This window comes from Streptomyces katrae, from assembly GCF_000966975.1.
Classification (GTDB): Bacteria; Actinomycetota; Actinomycetes; order Streptomycetales; family Streptomycetaceae; genus Streptomyces; species Streptomyces katrae.
Genome location: NZ_JZWV01000587.1, coordinates 1 through 2352, shown reverse-complemented (window position 1 = coordinate 2352; position 2352 = coordinate 1). Strand labels below are relative to the sequence as shown.

Sequence of the window (2352 nt, the reverse complement as noted above, 5' to 3'; positions counted from 1 at the left end):
GTGCCGGTCCGCAGCGGCGCCGGCCGGCAGCCGCGCCGGCCGCCGCCGGCCGGGCAGCGGCTCCCGCAGCAACAGACGTACTGGGCGAGGCAGGTCACCACCATGGACGACGCTACCCACGGCCCCCTCGCGGGGTTCACCGTCGGAGTCACAGCCGCACGGCGCGCGGACGAGCTGATCGCCCTGCTGCGCCGGCGCGGCGCGGCGGTCGTACACGCCCCCGCGCTGCGCATCGTGCCGCTCTCCGACGACGGCGAGCTGATGGCCGCCACCAAGGAGCTCCTCGACGACCCGCCGGACGCCGTCGTCGCCACCACCGCCATCGGCTTCCGCGGCTGGATCGAGGCCGCAGACGGATGGGGCATCGGCGAACGGCTCCTGGAGCGGCTGCGCACCACCGAACTCCTCGCCCGCGGGCCGAAGGTCAAGGGCGCCGTACGGGCCGCCGGGCTGGTCGAGACCTGGTCCCCGCAGTCGGAGTCCCTGGCCGAGGTGCTCGACCGGCTGCTGGCCGGCCCGGTCACCGGGCGGCGCATCGCGCTCCAGCTGCACGGGGAGCCGCTGCCCGGGTTCGTGGAGGCGCTGCGCGACGGCGGGGCCGAGGTGGTGCCGGTGCCCGTGTACCGGTGGATGCCGCCGGCGGACCTCGCCCCGCTGGACCGGCTGCTGGACGCCGTCGCCGTCGGGGCGCTGGACGCCCTCACCTTCACCTCCGCTCCCGCCGCCGCGTCCCTGCTGTCCCGGGCCGGGGAACGGGGGCTGCGCGAGGCCGTGCTGGCGGCGCTGCGCGGGCCGGTGCTCGCGGCGTGCGTGGGGCCCGTGACGGCACTCCCGCTACAGGGGCAGGGGGTCGCGACCGTCCAGCCGGAGCGGTTCCGCCTCGGTCCGCTGGTACAGCTGCTCTGCCAGGAACTCCCCGGCCGCGCGCGGGTCCTGCCCGTCGCCGGGCACCGGCTGGAGATCCGGGGGCACGCGGCCGTGGTGGACGGCGGGCTGCGCCCCGTGCCGCCGGCCGGGATGGCCCTGCTGAACGCACTGGCCCGGCGGCCCGGCTGGGTGGTCTCCCGCGCCGACCTGCTGCGCGCGCTGCCGGGGGCGGGGCGCGACGAGCACGCCGTCGAGACCGCGATGGCCCGGCTGCGGGCCGCTCTCGGGGTGCCGAACCTGATCCAGACGGTGGTCAAGCGCGGCTACCGGCTCTCGCTGGACCCCGGCGACGGCGAAGGCTGGAACGGGGGCAGGGGCGTCCGTTAGCGTGCCCGCATGATCATCAACGGGGTGGAGATGAAGGGCCTGGCCGTCGCGCACGCCGCCGGGCTGGCCGACGTACTGAGACGCAACCGGGACCACATGGCGCCCTACGAGCCGCGCCGGCCCGAGGCCTTCTACACCGAGGCGGGACAGCGGGCCCGCATCGAGGGCATGCTCGAGGAGCGGGACGGAGGCCGGCTGGTCCCGTACGTGTTCACGGAGACGGCGACCGGCGCCGTCGTCGGGGCGATGAACCTCGGCGGCATCGCGCGCGGGCCGCTGTGCAGCGGCGGCGTCGGCTACTGGGTCGACCGGGCCTGGCACGGCAAGGGCCTGGCCACCGCCGGCCTGCGGGAGGTCTGCCGCACGGCCCGCGACGAGCTCGGCCTGCACCGGATCGAGGCCCAGACCCTCGTCGACAACACCGCCTCCATGCGGGTCCTGGCCAAGGCGGGCTTCACCGAGATCGGACTCGCGCCCCGCTACCTCCACATCGACGGCGCCTGGCGCGACCACCGCCTCTTCCAGCGGCTGCTGCACGACGACCCGCCGCCCGCGTAGCCCGCGCGGGGGCTTCCGCTTCGTGGTCGTCGACGGCACTCTGGGGAGGCGTCCGACGGCGACGACCGAGGCGGTGACGGGCATGTGGTTCGACTCCGGGCGGGTCTGTCTGGACCTGCTGGCCACCCGGACCCCCCAGGGGGCCGAGGCCATCCACGACGGCGACGAGCTGCGCCTGTGGCTGGTCGGAGCCGGGCTGGTCCCCGACCGGACCCCACTCGGCCGGCTCGGACCCGACTGGGTGGAAGCCTTCCGCCGCCTGCGCCGCGACGTCGACAGCCTCGTCCGGGCCGAACTGGCCGGCTCCGCCCCGGAGGAGGACGCCCTGGCCCGCGTCAACGCCGCCGCGGCGGGCCCGCCGCCGGGGGTGTGCGCGGTCCGCGACCGTGAGGGGCACCTGGTGCGGGAGCTGTGCGGCGGCGTCGAATGCGCGGGCCTGCTGGCCACGGTGGCCCGGGACGCGGTGGAACTCCTCACCGACCCCGGCGACCTGGCCCTCCTCCGCTCCTGCGGCGGCGACGGCTGCGCCCGCCTCTACCT

At 76.8% G+C, this 2352-nt stretch carries 3 protein-coding genes; all 3 read left to right on the top strand.

From position 1 onward, the window contains the following. Window positions 1–102 precede the first annotated feature (102 nt). Window positions 103–1254 (top strand): uroporphyrinogen-III synthase, encoded by a 1152-nt coding sequence (locus VR44_RS21095; protein ID WP_045949117.1) that lies wholly within the window; start codon window positions 103–105, stop codon window positions 1252–1254. A gap of 9 nt (window positions 1255–1263) precedes the next feature. Further along, a complete protein-coding gene (locus VR44_RS21090; RefSeq protein WP_045949115.1) occupies window positions 1264–1812 on the top strand; it encodes a GNAT family N-acetyltransferase in 549 nt (182 codons plus the stop codon). Between the two features lie 82 nt (window positions 1813–1894). Continuing rightward, window positions 1895–2352, top strand: a 458-nt coding sequence (locus VR44_RS21085) for an ABATE domain-containing protein (protein ID WP_045949116.1), incomplete at its 3' end; no start/stop codon positions are given.